The 14,267-nt window shown below is 76.2% G+C and carries 6 protein-coding genes; 4 read left to right on the top strand and 2 right to left on the bottom strand.

The window, feature by feature from the left end:
- Positions 1-46: 46 nt before the first annotated feature.
- Complete coding sequence (locus tag B5D80_RS33105; protein WP_158224250.1) at positions 47-2,872, bottom strand: condensation domain-containing protein; 2,826 nt, start codon at positions 2,870-2,872, stop codon at positions 47-49.
- Positions 2,873-3,010: 138 nt separating this feature from the next.
- Here B5D80_RS33105 and B5D80_RS27220 point away from each other — a divergent pair, with 138 nt between their 5' ends.
- From B5D80_RS27220 to B5D80_RS27205, 4 genes are read left to right on the top strand one after another with little or no spacing between them, the layout of a single operon-like run.
- Entirely contained in the window at positions 3,011-8,509 is a 5,499-nt protein-coding gene (locus B5D80_RS27220; protein ID WP_088646803.1) for a non-ribosomal peptide synthetase/MFS transporter, read from the top strand.
- Positions 8,506-10,011: a class I adenylate-forming enzyme family protein gene (locus tag B5D80_RS27215; protein ID WP_245855009.1), complete on the top strand. Its 1,506-nt coding sequence runs from the start codon at positions 8,506-8,508 to the stop codon at positions 10,009-10,011. Before B5D80_RS27220 ends, B5D80_RS27215 begins: the two co-directional genes overlap by 4 nt.
- A 23-nt stretch (positions 10,012-10,034) precedes the next feature.
- Positions 10,035-13,307 carry a non-ribosomal peptide synthetase gene (locus B5D80_RS27210; protein WP_088646802.1) on the top strand — a complete coding sequence of 1,091 codons (3,273 nt, stop codon included), beginning with the start codon at positions 10,035-10,037 and terminating at the stop codon, positions 13,305-13,307.
- Complete coding sequence (locus tag B5D80_RS27205) at positions 13,307-13,576, top strand: acyl carrier protein (RefSeq protein ID WP_088646801.1); 270 nt, start codon at positions 13,307-13,309, stop codon at positions 13,574-13,576. Before B5D80_RS27210 ends, B5D80_RS27205 begins: the two co-directional genes overlap by 1 nt.
- A gap of 46 nt (positions 13,577-13,622) precedes the next feature.
- Here the strand turns inward: B5D80_RS27205 and B5D80_RS27200 are convergent, their stop codons facing one another.
- The gene (locus B5D80_RS27200) at positions 13,623-14,213 is read right to left on the bottom strand and encodes a carboxymuconolactone decarboxylase family protein (RefSeq protein WP_088646800.1); all 591 of its coding nucleotides are present in this window, start codon (positions 14,211-14,213) and stop codon (positions 13,623-13,625) included.
- Positions 14,214-14,267: the final 54 nt, after the last annotated feature.

Raw genomic sequence — 14,267 nt, 5'->3', positions numbered from 1 at the left:
CCCGGCCGAAGGGGTGAGGGTGTCCCGCCGGGCCTCAGGGACACCCTCACCCCGCCGTGGACCACGGCCAGGGCACCTCGTGGAAGGCGGCCTCGACCAGCAGCGCCTCCACGCCGGTCAGCAGCCGCCCGGCCCGTTCGACAGGCAGGTAGCGGGTGTCGGCGGTGACGGCCAGCTCCACCGCGCCCGGGGCGTCGCGCACCTGCACCCGGCAGCGCCACGCGAACCGGTCCAGCTCCCCCACCCAGCGCACCGCGTCCGGTGTCACCATCGCCCGCAGGGCCGCCTCGTCGGGGCCGGGCACCCCCGGGCGCACCTCGGGGTCGAGCCGGGTGTCGTTGAGGTAGCACAGCGGGGCCAGCACGCTGCGGTGGTCGTCGCCCCGCCCGGTGAACGCCCGCTCGAACTCCACCGGGTCGTAGTAGGCGTGCCGGTACGCGTCCAGGCCCGCCCGCCCGGCCCGGGACAGCAGGGTGCCGAAGTCGGGTCGCCCGGTCAGGTCCAGTCGGCACAGCCCGATCTGGTTGAGGGTGGCGACCGCCCGGTCGTACCCGGGTGGGAACCGGTTGTTGGCCATCACCACGATGCCGCAGGCGTCCTGCCCCGCGCCGCCGCCGAGCACGGCGGCGGTCGCGGCGAGTAGGGCGGTGGAGGTGCTGACGCCGTACCGGGCGGCGACCAGCCGGGACGCGTGCAGCACCGCCGCCGAGACCAGCGAACCCTGCCGGTAGCGGGGCGCAGCGCCCGCCCCGACCGGGTCGGCCAGGGTCATCGGCAGGCCCGGGAACTGCCGCAGCCAGTACGCCACCGCCCGCTGCGACCGCCGCTGGTGTGCCGTGCGCTCCTGCCCGGCGACGTCCAGCGACTGGAGACCCGGCGGGCCGTCGACCGCTCCCCGCAGCAGCAGCAGGCGCAGGTCCCGCAGCACGGTGGCCGCCGCGTGGAAGTCGACGGCGCAGTGGCTGAACACCAGCACGACCTGCCGTACCGTGTCGGCGACGGTGACCAGCGCGACCCGCAGCGGATACTCGGCGGCGTGGTCGAACGGCGACCCGGCCAGTCGCGCGGCCAGTTCCGCCGCGACCCGCGCGCCGTCCGGGTCGTCGACCGGCCGGGGTACGGGGTGCACCCCGACCGGCAGCCGCCCCGCCGCCGACGCCTCCTGGCACAGCTGCCCGTCGTACGGGCGGACCCGGGTCCGCAACGACTCGTGCCGGGCGAGCAGCGCACCCACCGCCCGCACCGCCCGGGGCACGTCCACCCCGGCCCGCGCCGAGACCGCCAGGGTGTGGGGCAGGGTGAGCACCCGGTACGCGGCGGGGGCCTCGAACTCCGCCACCGTCCGCCACATCGCCCGCTGCCCCCAGGTCAGCGGCGCGGTCGCGGCCCGCCCCCCGGCGAACTCGGCGTACGTCGACCCGTCGGCGGCCGTCCGCCCGGCCGGCGGGGCGGCGGCGGTCGAGGTGGCGGGTGTCGAGGTGGCGGGTGACCAGGGCCAGGGGACGTCGTCGAAGGCGGCCCGCACCAGCAGGTCCTCCAGGCCACGCAGGAACGGTTCGACGGTCGCCAGCGGAAGCTGCCGGGTGTCGACGGTGAGCGTGACACCCACCCCGGCCGGCTCGTCGACCACGTGGGTCAGCAGGTGCCAGGCCGCCTGGTCGAGCCCCGCCGTCCAGGCGAAGGTGCTGCCGGCCGTGGCGGCCCGCAACGCCTCCCGGGTCACCGCCGGCAGCCCGTCGACGCCGCCGACCGGCAACCGGACGTCGTTGAAGTAGTGGTACGGCTGGAACGCCGACGCCGGGTCCACGCCCCGTTGCTCGAATGCGAGCCGCAGCGCGACCGGGTCGTAATACGCGTGCCGCAACGCGTCCAGGGACACCTGCCACACCCGGGACAACAGCTCGCCGAAATGGGGGCGACCGGACAAATCCAGCACACCGAAACCGATCTGGCCGAGATTGGCGACGGCATTCGCGTACGTGGCCCGAAACCGATTGTGGGCCATCGGGAAAATGCCGAGGCGCTCCCGGTGACCATGGCCGGCGGCCATCGCCGTCACCCCGGCCAGCAGCACCGCGGAACCGCTGACCCGGTGCCGGGCGGCGATCAGCCGGGTGGCCGTGTCGACGGCCGCGGAGACCAGCACGCCGCGTCGCCACGGCGGCGTGAGGCCCGGACCGGGCGCGGGCAGCGGCGACGGTGGCAGCGTGTCGAACTCCCGCAGCCAGTGCCCGACCGCCCGCGCCGAACGGCCCTGGTCGACCCCGTGCTGCCAGCGGGCCACGTCCACCGACTGCGGGCCGGCCGGGGTGGGCAGGCCGCCGCGCAGCACGAGCAGCCGCAGGTCCCGCAGCACCACCTCGGCGGCGTGCGCGTCCACGGTGGAGTGGCTGAACACCACCACGATCTGCCGTACCCGGTCGTCGACGGTCACCAGCGCGACCCGCAGCGGCCACTCGGCGGCGTGGTCGAACGCGACGTCGCCGAGCCGGCCGGCGACCTGTCGGGCGGCCTGCGAGCCGTCGTCGACCCCCGTGCTGACCAGCAGCGGCAGCACCCCGGCCGCCGCCGTCTCCTGCCGGGGCACGTCGTCGACGACCCGCACCCGGGTCCGCAGGGCGCCGTGCCGGCCGACCAGCGCGCCGACCGCCCGGACCACGGCGGCGGGGTCCGCCCCGGCCCGCGCGGACACCGGCACGGTGCGGCGCAGGTTGAGGAAGACGTGGTTGGAGCCGTACCGGGCGAGGGACCGCCACATCACCTGCTGGGCCCAGGTCAACGGCGCCGGTCCGGCCCCGTCACCGGAGAACTCGGCGGACAGCAGCGTCTCCGACGCCCATTGCGCGGGCACCACCACGTCAGCGAATCGCATTCCCGACCGTACGACGCGCCGACCGTCGCCGAATCGCTCGAAGGTGCTTTCCATAGTGGACCGATCAGCCGATCCGACGGTCGGGCCCGCCGGGCAGACTACTGGCCACTGCCCGCACCGTTTCGAGTAAGGCGCCGCGTGACGAACGTTGACGTACCGACGCGGGCCGCCCCGCCGCATTCCGCCATCCCCCGGGCCGCCGGAAATCCCCGGCTGTCATTCGCCCAGGAGCGGATCTGGTTCACCGAACAACTCTCCCCCGGCACCGCCGCGTACGTCGTCCACACGACGGTGCGGCTGCGCGGGGCGTTCGACGTCGACCTGCTGCGCGCCGCCCTCGACGGCACCGCCGCCCGGCACGACAGCCTGCGGATGCGGTTCACCGAGAGCGCCGACGGGGAGCCCGTGGTGACGGTGCTGCCCGAGGTACGGGTGCCGGTGACCGTCACCGCCGCGCCGGACACCGACGCCGCCCACGCCCTCGTCGCCGACTCCGTGCACACCCCGTTCGACCTGGCCGTCGCGCCGCTGCTGCGGGTGCTCGTCGTCCGGCTGGCCGACACCGAACACCTGCTGCACCTGGCGATGCACCACATCGTCAGCGACGGCTGGTCGCTGGACCTGCTGCTCGGCGAGATCGCCACCGGCTACGCCGCGCTGCGCGACGGCGGCGACCCGCCCGCACCGCCGACCACCGGGTACGTCGACTACGCCGGCTGGCAGCGGGACCGGCTCGACGGGCCGCCGACCGGCGACGGGTTCACCCACTGGACCCGCGCGCTGGCCGGGGTGCCGCCGCTGGAGCTGCCCACCGACCGGCCCCGACCGGCCGTGCAGTCGTACGCGGGCGCGACCCACCGGTTCACCGTCGACGCCGACCTCACCGACGGGCTGCGCCGGCTGGGCCGCGCCCACCGGGCCACCCTCTACATGACCCTGCTCACCGGCCTGCAGGCCGTGCTGTTCCGCTACAGCGGGCAGCGGGACTTCGCCGTCGGCTCCCCGGTGGCCGGGCGGGTGGTGCCCGAGCTGGAACACCTCGTCGGCCTGTTCGTCAACACCCTGGCCCTGCGCGCCGACCTCTCCCCGGACCCGGCGACCGCCGCCGAGCCGGGCTTCGCGACCCTGCTGCGCCGCAACCGGGGCACCGTGGTGCGCGCCCTGGCCCACCAGGAGATCCCGTTCGAACGCCTGGTCAAGGAGCTGAACGTCACCCGGGACGTCGCCCGCGCCCCGGTGTTCCAGGTGCTGTTCACCCTGCAGAACTACGCCCGGGGCGGCGACCGGTGGCCCGCCGGCCTGCACGCCGAACCGGTCGGCACCGACGCGGCCAGCGCCCGCTTCGACCTGTCGCTGTACGTCGGGGAGAGCGCCGACGGGCTGCGCGGCATGTTCGTCTACCACACCGACCTGTTCGACGCCGCCACCGTCGCCGGGCTGGCCGACAGCTTCCGGACGCTGCTGCGCGCCGCCGTCGCCGAACCGGACCGGCCCGTGGTCGACCTGGACCTGCTCGACCCGACCGGCCGGGACCGGATGCTGGCCCTCGCCGGGGGCCGGGCCGGCCCGCCGCCGTCCGACGCCGGGGTCACCGGGGCGGCGGTCACCCTGGCCGACCTGATCGACCCGCACGTCGCCGCGAGCCCCGACGCGCCGGCCGTGGTCTGCGGCACCGACCGGATCGGCTACCGGGAACTGGACCGGCGGGCCAACCGGCTCGCCCACTGGCTGCGGGCCCGGGGGGTGGGCCCGGACCGCCTGGTCGGGGTGCTGCTGGAGCAGTCGGTCGAGCTGGCCGTGACCCTGCTCGGGGTGCTGCGGGCCGGCGGCGCGTACCTGCCACTGGACCCGGAGCAGCCCGCCGCCCGGCTGGGGCTGATGCTCGCCGACGCCCGACCGACCGTGCTGCTGACCGGTACCGGGCTGCGCGACCGGCTGCCCGCCGGGACGGCGGCGACCTACCTGGACGAGATCACCGCCGAGGTCGACGCCCAACCGGACGACCGGCCGGCGACCGGGGTGGGCGGCGGGCACCTGGCCTACGTCATCTACACCTCCGGCTCGACCGGCACCCCGAAGGGGGTGGCCGTGCCGCACCGGCCGGTGCTGCGCTACCTCGACGGGGTGGCGGACCGGTTCGCGGTCGCCCCGGCCGCCCGGTACGGGCTGTTGCAGTCGATGTCGTTCGACTTCGCCGTCACCGTGTTCTACCTGGCGCTGGCCACCGGCGGCGCGGTGCACCTGCTCCCCCGCCGGGGCACCGGGGCCGAACTGGCCACCCGGCTGCGCGACGAACGGATCGACTACCTGAAGATCACCCCGTCGCACCTGGCGGCGCTGACCGCCGACACCGCACCGGAGGACCTGCTGCCGGCCCGCGCGCTGATCCTCGGCGGTGAGGCGTCCGACCTGGAGCGGATCGCCCCGCTCGCCGCCGGGCCGACCCGGGTGTTCAACCACTACGGGCCCACCGAGGCCACCGTCGGCGTGACCACCTACCGGGTGCCGGCCGACACGCCGGAGGTCGGCCCGGTGCCGACCGGCCGGCCGCTGCCGTACGCCTCGGCGCACGTGCTCGACGAACGGATGCGCCAGGTGCCGGTCGGTATGCCCGGCGAGCTGTACCTGGGCGGGGACCGGCTCGCCCGGGGCTACCTGCGGCGGCCCGGCCTGACCGCCGACCGGTTCGTGCCCGACCCGTACGGGCCGCCGGGGGCCCGGCTGTACCGCACCGGCGACCTGGCCCGCTGGCGGGCCGACGGGGAGCTGGTCTTCCTCGGCCGGCGCGACCACCAGGTGAAGATCCGTGGTTACCGGGTCGAGCTGGGCGAGGTGGAGGCCGCCCTGCGGGACTGCCCGGGGGTACGCCAGGCGGCGGTGCTGCTGCGCGACGACCGGCTGGTGGCCTACCTGGAGCCGGAACCGGACGCGGACGACCCGGACCCGGCGCGCTGGCGTCGCCTGCTCGCCGGGCGGCTGCCCGAGCACATGGTGCCCACCCGCTGGGTGGTGCTGGACCGGCTGCCGTTGCAGGAGCACGGGAAGGTGGACCGGCGGGCCCTGCCCGAGCCGAGCGACGACGGCCCGACCGGCGAGCGGGTGCCCCCGGTCGGGCCGGTGGAGACGCTGGTGGCCGACGTGTGGCGGGCGGTGCTCGGGGTGCCCGAGGTCGGTGTCACCGACGACTTCTTCGACCTGGGCGGGCACTCGCTGCTGGCCACCCGGGTGGTGGCCCGGCTGCGCCGGGAACTGCCCGCCGTCGTCGACGGGCCCCCGCCGACGGTCAGCGTGATGGACCTGTTCCGGCACCGCACCGTACGCGAGCTGGCAGACCTGGTCGCCGGGCCCGACGCCGGCCGGGCCGGGCTGCTGCACGAGCTGACCCCGCCGGTGCCCGCCGCCGACCGGGTCGCCACCCTGCTCTGCGTGCCGTACGGCGGGGGCAGCGCGGTGGTCTACCAGCCGCTGGCCGACGCGCTGCCGGCCGGGTACCGGCTGCTGTCGGTGGCCGTACCGGGGCACGACATCGGCCTCGCCGACGAGCCCGCGCCGATCGCCGACGTCGCCGCCGGCGTGGTCGCGGAGGTGCTGGGCCGGGTCACCGGCCCGCTGATCGTGTACGGCCACTGCGGTCCCGGCGGGGCGCTGGCCGTGGAGGTCGCCCGCCGGCTGGAGGCCGCCGGACGGGACCTGCTCGCGGTGTACCTGGGCGCGGTGTTCCCGTTCGCCCGGCCCGCCGACGGGCCGCTCGGGCCGCTGCTGCGGCTGCGGCTGGCCGAGCGGCTGCGCAGCGACCGGATCTACCGCACCTGGTTGCAGGCGCAGGGCACCGCCGTCGGCTCGCTCGCCGCCGACGAGGTGCGGTTCCTGGTCCGGGCGATGCGGCACGACGCCCGGGTCAGCGAGGACTACTTCACCGCGCTGATGCGCCAGCGGGTCACCCCGCTGCGCGCGCCGGTCGTCTCCGTGGTCGGCGAGCGGGACCGCAGCACCGACTACCACGAGGAGCGGTACCGGGAGTGGCACTTCCTCAGTGACCGCACCGCGCTCGCCGTGATCGACGAGGGCGGGCACTACTTCCTGAAGTACCGGGCCGCCGAACTGGCCGAGATCGTCACCGGCGTGCACCGGCGGCTCGACGCGCCACCCCGGCCCGTCCCGGCCGGGCCGCCGGCCACGCCGCCGCCCTGGCGGCTCGCCGCCGTCTCCCGCGCCGACCAGGCCCCGACGGCCGACGGCGACCGGGACCGCGGCGACCCGCCGCCGAGCCTGCGCCGGTTCGGCCTGGTCGCCGCCGGTCAGGTCGTCTCCGGGTTGGGCACCGCGCTGACCACCTTCGCGATCCCACTGTGGATCTACACGCAGACCGGGTCGCTCGCCCGGTTCGCCCTGTTCGCCGTGCTCGGCCTACTACCCGGCCTGCTGGTCGCGCCGCTGGCCGGGGCGCTGATCGACCGCACCAGCCGGCGGCGGGTGCTGCTGGCCGCCGGACTCGCCGCCGGCGGCGCGAACGCGGTGCTCGCCGGGCTGGTGTTCACCGACCGGGTGCAGGTGTGGCACTTCTATCCGCTGGTCGGCTGGCTGTCGGTGGCGCTGGCCTTCCAACGGCTCGCGTTCGTCTCGGCGGTGCCGCAACTGGTGCCCAAACGCTTCCTCGGGCACGCCAACGGCCTCACCCAGACCGCCGTCGGCCTCACCCAGTTCACCGTGCCGCTGCTCGCCGTGGCCCTGCTGGAGACCGTCGGGCTGCGCGGCATCCTGCTCGTCGACGTGGCGTCGTACCTGTTCGCGGTGGGGGTGCTGACGGTCGTCCGGTTCCCCCGCACGCTGGCCATGCAACGCCGCGAGGGCATCGGCACCGAGATCGTCGCCGGGCTGCGCTACGCGCTGCGCCGTCGGGAGTTCCGCGCCATGCTGGCGTTCTTCGCCGCACTGAACTTCTTCCTGTTCCCGGTGCTGTTCCTGCTCTCCCCGCTGGTGCTCGGCTTCGCCGACCTCACCGACGTGTCCCGGGTCGCGCTGACCGGCGGGGTCGGCGCGGCCACCGGTGGCCTGGTGATGCTGCTGTGGGGTGGCCCCCGCCGCCGCCGGATGCGGGCGGTGCTGCTGGGCACCCTCGGCATCGCGGTGGCCGCCGTGCTGACCGGGTTGCGGCCCAACCTGCTGCTCATCGGGGCCGGCGCGTTCGGCATGTACCTGGCGCTGGGCATCGTCAACGGCGTCTACCAGACGATCATCCAGACCAAGGTGCCGGCACGGGTGCACGGCCGGGTGTTCGCGGTCAACCAGATGGTCGCCCAGTCCACCCTGCCGCTGGGCTGGGGCCTCGTCGCCCCGTTCGCCGCCCGGGTGGTGGAGCCGACGCTGCTGCCCGACGGGGCGCTGGCCGGCACCGTCGGCGCGGTGCTCGGGGTCGGACCGGGCCGGGGGCACGGGCTGCTCTACGTGCTGTTCGGGGTGTGCATCGCGCTGACCGCGCTGGTGTCGCTGGCCACCCCCACCCTGGCCCGGTTCGACGACGAGGTGCCCGACGCGCCCCCGGACGACCTGGTCGGCCTGGAGGAACGCCGGGCGCGGACGACCGACCCCGCCGACCGGACCCCGGTGGGCGTCGCAACGGCGGGAGGGCCGCGGTGACCACGACACCCACCGGGACGCCACCGCCGCGTACCCTGCCCGAGCTGCTCGACTGGCGTACCGGGCTGCACCCCGACCGGGTGGCGGTCGAGGTGCACCAGGTGGCCACGCTGACCTTCGCCGGGTGGTCCGCCGGGGCGCGGGCCGTCGCCGCCGCGCTGCGCCGTCGAGGGCTGCGCCCCGGCGACCGGGTCGGCCTGGTCTTCGGCCCCCGCGACTGGGTCCGGTACGCGGTGACGTACTGCGGCGTGCTGTGGGCCGGCGGGGTGGCGGTGCCGCTGTCCGACCGGCTGGCCGCCGGGCAGCTCGGCTACGCGCTGACCCACTGCGCGGCCACCGCCGTCGTGCACGGCGACGACACCCCCGCCCCGCCCGCCCCACCCGGCGTGGCGGTGTTCGGCGACGCCGAGCTGCGCGCCGACGGGCCCGACGACGGCGACCCGCCCGCCGCCCGCCCCGGCGACCTCGCCCAGATCCTCTACACCTCGGGCACCACGGGCCGACCCAAGGGCGTGGCCGCCCGGCACGCCAACCTCACCGCCGGCGCCCCGCACCATCCGCGCCGGCTGGCGCTGGCCCACTCCCAGCGGTTCCTGCACGCCTTCGCGATCGGCACCAACGCCGGGCAGACGATGCTGCTCAACGCGTTGACCGCGAAGGCCGCCGCGCTCACCCTGCCCCGGTTCACCCCGGTCCGGTTCGCCCGGCTGGTCGCCGCCCCCGGCACCGGGACGGTGTTCGTGGTCCCGTCGATCGCCATCGAACTGCTCGACTCCGGCGCGCTGCGGGACCGCGACACCAGCGGCGTACAGCTGATCGGCTCCACCGCCGCGCCGCTGCCCCCGGCGGTCGCGGCCCGGCTGGCAGCGGCCTTCCCGCAGGCCACGATCGTCAACTACTACACCTCGACCGAGGCCGCCCCGGCACAGACCACGATGATCTACGACCCGGCCCGGCCGGACGCGGTCGGCCGGCCGGTCGGCGGGCAGCTCATGGTCGCCGACGCCGACGGCCGGCCGCTGCCCGCCGGGACGACGGGCGACGTGTGGCTGCGCGCCCCGCACCCGCGCGCCTACTACCGCGACGACGCGGCGAACCGGGCCACCTTCCGCGACGGGTGGGTGCGGATGGGCGACGTGGGCCGGATCGACGCTGACGGCTACCTCTACCTGACCGACCGGCACCAGGACGTGATCAAGACCGGCGCGTTCAAGGTCTCCACCGTCGAGGTCGAGGCGGCGCTGCACGAGCATCCGCTGGTCGCCGAGGTGGCCGTGGTGGGGGTGCCGCACCCGGTGCTCGGGTCGGCGGTGGCCGCCGCCGTCGTGCCCCGGCCGCAGGCCGGCGCGGACGGGCTGACCCTGCCGGCGCTGCGCGGCTTCCTCGCCGACCGGCTCGCCGACCACCAACTGCCCGCCCGGCTGCTGCTGCTTACGCGGCTGCCCCGCAACGAGGGCGGCAAGGTGCTCAAACGGCAGCTCACCGCCCTGTTCGACAACTGACCACCCGCACCGACAGCACGACCATGGGAGAGCATGTGGGCACCGCCGAGGCGACCTTCGCGCAGCACGCCGTCTGGTTCACCGAGCAGGCCGGGGTCGCCGGCACGGCGTACCACATGGCGCTGGGCATCCGGTTCGGCGCGGAGCTGGACCGGGCGGCCCTCGTCGCGGCGTGCGCGGCGACGGTCGCCCGGCACCCCGTCCTGGCCGCCCGGGTCGGCACCGACGAGGACGGCACCCCCCGGTTGACGCCGGCCGACACCCGCCCGGCGGTCACCTCCGGCGCGCTGACCGACGCGCGGGTCGCCGAGGAGATCGCCCGACCGTACGACCTGCGGACCGGCCCGCTGGCCCGGTTCACCCTGCTGACCGGGGCAGCGGGCGACCACCTGCTGCTGGTCACCGCGCACCACCTGGTCTTCGACGGCACCTCCAAGGACGTGCTGGTCGCCGACCTGGCCGCCGGGTACGCCGCCGCCCGGTCCGTCGACCCGGCACGCGACCCCGCCCCGGGACGTGCCGACGTCCACCGGCAGGCCGGTGAACAGCCGTGGCCCGGAGCCGACCACGCCGGCCTCGCGGCGGCCGAACAGCAGCGGATCGCCGCCGACCTGCCCGCCGCCCGCGACTTCTGGGCGCGGCACTGGTCCGGCCCCGGCGACGTGGTGCTGCCCGGCCTGCGCCGGCTGCCCACCGGCGCGGAGCCCGGCGTCGCCGTCGAGGTGGCGTTGCCCGCCGACGTGGTCGACGGCATCGACCCGGTGGCCCGGTCGCTCGGGGTCACCCGCTTCGAGCTGCTGTTCACCGCGCTGCACGCCCTGCTCGGGCGGTACGGCAACCGGGACCTGCCGATCGGGGTGGCGCTGTCCACCCGTACCCCGGACCAGGCCGACCGGATCGGACTGTTCGTCAACGAACTGCCGGTCAGCGTCACGCCGGCCGACGGCACGTTCCGCGCGCACGCCCGCGTCGTCCGGGACCGGCTGCGCGAGGTGTACCGGCACCGGGCCGTGCCGCTGGCCCACGCGGTGCCCGGCCTGCGCCCCGCCCCGGCGCTCACCCCGGTCAGCGTCGGCTACCGGCGACGCGGCGGCGAGCCGACCTTCCCCGGGGTCGCCGCAGAGGTCGACTGGACGCTGTTCGGCGGTGCCGCCCGCAACGCCCTGCACGTGCAGATCGTGGACGCCCCCACCGGCCCCACGGTCAGCCTCCAGCACAGCCCGGCGGCGGTGCCGACCGACGCGGTACGCCGGATCGGGGCGCACCTGCGTACCCTGCTCGCCGCCGCGCTCGCCGACCCGGACCGGCCGGTGGCGGAGCTGCCGGTGCTGCCCGCCGACGAGTTCGACCGGGTCACCCGGCAGTGGAACGACACCGGTCGGGCGTACCCCGCCGGGGCGAGCGTGCCCGCCCTGTTCGCCGCCCGGGTCGCCGCCGACCCGCACGCGCCGGCCGTGGTCGACGACGACCTGACGCTCAGCTACGCCCAGCTCGACGCCGCCGCCGACCGGCTGGCCGGGCTGCTGCGGCAGCGTGGGGTCGGGCCGGGTTCGCTCGTCGCGGTCGCCCTGGACCGGTCCTGGCGGGCGGTGGTCACCCTGCTGGCGGTGCTGCGCTGCCGGGCGGCGTACCTGCCGGTGGACCCGCAGCACCCGCCGGCCCGCCGGGAACTCGTCCTCGCCGACGCCGACCCCGCGCTGGTGGTGACGCCGACGGCGGGCGGGCTGCCCTGGCCCACCCTCGCCCTCGACGGGGTCGACCTGCTCGCCGGGCCGGTGCCGACGCCGGCCGACCCCGCCGGGTCACCGGCCGCCGACGACCTGGCCTACCTGCTCTACACCTCCGGCTCGACCGGCCGGCCCAAGGGCGTCGCGGTACGGCACGGCGCGCTGACCAACCTGCTGCTGGGCGTCCGGGACCTGCTGGGCAGCGGCCCCGCGCACCGGTGGCTGCACCTGACCTCGCTGTCGTTCGACATCTCCACCGTGGAGGTATTCCTGCCGCTGGTCACCGGCGGCCGGGTGGTGGTCGCCTCGACGGTCGGCCCGTTGGACGGCGCGGGCGTGCTGCGGCTGGTCCGCGCCGCCGGGGTGACCCACGCCCAGGCCACCCCCTCGGGCTGGCGGGTGCTGCTGGAGGCCGGCCTCGGCACGCCCGGACCGGACGCCCCCGGGGTCGCGCCGGCCCCGCTGGTCGCCGTCACCGGCGGCGAGGCCCTGCCGCCCGCCCTGGCCCGCGAGTTGCGGGCCCGCACCGCCCGCCTGGTCAACGGGTACGGCCCCACCGAGGCGACGGTGTACGCCACGATGGCCGACATCCCCGCCGACCCCGACGAGGTCACCATCGGACGGCCGCTGCCGAACGTGCGGGCGTACCTGCTGGACGCCACGGGACAGCCGACGCCGATCGGGGTGCCGGGCGAGCTGTACCTGGCCGGTGCCGGACTGGCCGCCGGCTACCGGGGGCGCGACGACCTGACCGCCGAGGTGTTCGTGCCGGACCCGTTCGGGCGGCCCGGACAGCGGCTCTACCGCACCGGTGACCGCTGCCGGTGGCTGCCGGACGGGCGGCTGGACTTCCTCGGCCGCACCGACGACCAGGTCAAGATCCGGGGGCACCGGGTCGAGCTGGGCGAGATCGACGCCCGGCTGCTCGACCATCCGGACGTGGCCGACGCGGCGACGGTGCTGCGGTCCGACGCCGAGGAACCCCGGCTCGTCGCCTACCTGGTGCCCCGCGCCGGTGCCGTCGTCGAGCCGGCCGGGCTGCGCCGGCACCTGGCGGCGAGCCTGCCGCCGGCCGCGCTGCCGACCGACTTCGTGCCGCTCGACCGGCTGCCGTCGAGCCCGAACGGCAAGGTCGACCGGGCCGCCCTGGCCGCCCGGAACCTCACGACCGACCTCACCCGACCGCCGGCCACCGCTCCGATCCAGCCGGGCGACGACCCGACCCAGCCGGGCTGCGACGCGACGCCGGTCGCCGGCACGGCCGGCGACCGGCCTGACCCCACCGTGGTCGCCGGACCGCCCGGCACGCCGGTCGGGGCCGTCCCCCCGGCCGACGACGACCCGGTGGTGGCCCAGTTGCGGACGATCTGGCAGGAGGTGCTGCGGATCCCCGACATCGGCGTGCACGAGGACCTGTTCGACCTGGGTGGCCACTCCCTCACGATCACCCGGATCAGTGGCCGCATCCAGCAACGGCTCGGCGTCGAGGTGCCCCTGGACGCCTTCTTCGACACCCCCACCATCGCCGAGATCGCCGAGATCGTCCGGCCGTCCGTGAAGGAGTGCTGATGGACACCAGCGACACCACCGACCTGCGGGGGCGGCTCGCCGACCTGGTCAGCGAGGCCACCGGGGGCGAGGTCGCGGCCACCGACCTGCTCACCGGCGGTTCGATGGTGGCCCTCGGCGTCGACTCCCTCGGTCTGCTGCGGATGGTCGACGCGATCGAGTCGGAGTACGACGTCGAGGTCGAGCTGAACGGTCCGGGCCGTCCCCTGGACACCCTCGACGACCTGGTCGCGCTGCTGACCGCCGCCGTGCCCGACGACACCCGCTGACCGGGACCGGGTCGGGCCGGCCGGGCGGCGGCGGGCGGGGTGGCGGTCAGACCGTCGCGCCGTCCGGCCGGGCCCGGGGCGGCAGCGGCGGCAGACCGCACGCGGCGGCGAAGCCCTGGGCCTCGATGCCGAGCGCGACGTTGGTCCGCGCGTACTGGTTGGCCAGCGCGATCCACGCGGTCAGCTCGACCAGGCCCGCCGCGCCCAGGTGGGCCAGCAGCCGGGCGGACAGCTCGTCGGTGACCGTCGGCGGGGTCTGCGTCATCGCCTCGGCATACTCCAGCACGTCCCGTTCCGCCGGGGTGAAGACGTCCGACTCGCGCCAGCGGGGCACCTGGCGCGCCTTGGTCAGGTCGAGGCCGTCGTCGTGCGCCTGGAAGTACCCCAGGTCGAGGCAGAAGCCGCAGCCGATCGTGGCGGCCACCGCCATGTGCGCGTACGACTTGAGGTGCCGGTCGCAGGCGTGCCACCGGCGGGACCGCTGGCCGAGGCCGAGGCCGAACCGCAGCACCGGCCGGTGGTGCCACATCACCTCGAGCGGTTCGGGCACGTCGCCGAACATCCTGCGGCTGAACCTCTTCAACACGGCACCGTAGAGGCCGGTGATCTCGGCCCTGGGAACCCGGGTGCTGCTCATGTCGCCTCCTGGTCGGCTGGTCTCGACAGGTAGACGCCGGTCGCCGCCCAGGTG

Origin of the sequence: Micromonospora wenchangensis, from assembly GCF_002210435.1 — a bacterium.
GTDB lineage: Bacteria > Actinomycetota > Actinomycetes > Mycobacteriales > Micromonosporaceae > Micromonospora > Micromonospora wenchangensis.
The sequence above is the reverse complement of the archived record's forward strand: the minus strand, read 5'-3'. Positions and strand labels throughout refer to the sequence as shown.

Coding starts and splice junctions, on each gene's coding strand:
- B5D80_RS33105 (WP_158224250.1), bottom strand. CDS start 2,872: ATGCGATTCGCTGACGTGGTGGTGCCCGCGCAATGGGCGTCGGAGACG.
- B5D80_RS27210 (WP_088646802.1), top strand. CDS start 10,035: ATGGGAGAGCATGTGGGCACCGCCGAGGCGACCTTCGCGCAGCACGCC.
- B5D80_RS27200 (WP_088646800.1), bottom strand. CDS start 14,213: ATGAGCAGCACCCGGGTTCCCAGGGCCGAGATCACCGGCCTCTACGGT.
- B5D80_RS27205 (WP_088646801.1), top strand. CDS start 13,307: ATGGACACCAGCGACACCACCGACCTGCGGGGGCGGCTCGCCGACCTG.